1 protein-coding gene and 1 pseudogene are annotated in these 736 nt (G+C 39.3%); both read left to right on the forward strand.

What is annotated here, in order from left to right; all coding sequences use genetic code 11:
- Positions 1-409 (forward strand): Cas9 inhibitor AcrIIA9 family protein (locus HMPREF2805_RS00285; protein ID WP_075230963.1); only part of this gene is annotated, 409 nt, incomplete at its 5' end.
- Positions 406-736 (forward strand): annotated as a pseudogene (locus tag HMPREF2805_RS11365) (hypothetical protein); the annotation flags it as partial. The gene HMPREF2805_RS00285 and the pseudogene HMPREF2805_RS11365, both read left to right, overlap by 4 nt.

Raw genomic sequence — 736 nt, forward strand, 5'->3', positions numbered from 1 at the left:
AAAAGCCCTGGCGAAGTTGCTAGAGGAATTAAATCAACCACATGATAACTCACTTGATCGTGTTCATAACTGGATATGCGATCAGGAGGATGAGGAATTATTTAAAGGAATCTTAAAAGAGCGATACTCTCTGAAGTGTGCTTTAAGCTTTGCAAAAGAAAAAGCTCGTAAATTTGCTGAAAACGGAGTCGCTTGTATCGATGATGCTACTGTCTTCAGATGGGTTCGAGAATATTTTATCTCAAATTCGCAAGTATCTAACATCAAGCAGGTGCCTGTTGAATCTGTCAAGAAGAAGGTAGAAAAGCCTAAAAATCCTCCCGAAAATAAAGTTGATGCGGTCAAAATTAAGAAAGAGAAAGGAGTAGTCGAAAAGCAAATGAGCATTTTCGATTTCTTGGATGAATGAAACATGAACAATGCAAGCGAGAAGCTGATAGACGATTGAAACCACCTGCAGATTTCTGGCGCTGGTGCTACTCGCAAATCACAACGTATAAATGGAGTAATAAGGACAAGACCATAATCGCTTCAGATTTGAACCTTGGCCATTGTATCGAGAAACGACTGACAAAGTCGTCACGGCTTACTTTTTATGACAAGACCTACTTTTTCTCCATCATTCTCAGCACCTCGAAACGCATCGAGATCCAATCTTATGAATTTAGCTCGAAGCTGGTCGAAGGAAAACAATTTATCGATTGGCATTTTACGAATTTAGAGCGATTTGAAAATG

Source organism: Streptococcus sp. HMSC034E03, assembly GCF_001811505.1.
In the GTDB taxonomy this organism is placed as follows: Bacteria; Bacillota; Bacilli; order Lactobacillales; family Streptococcaceae; genus Streptococcus.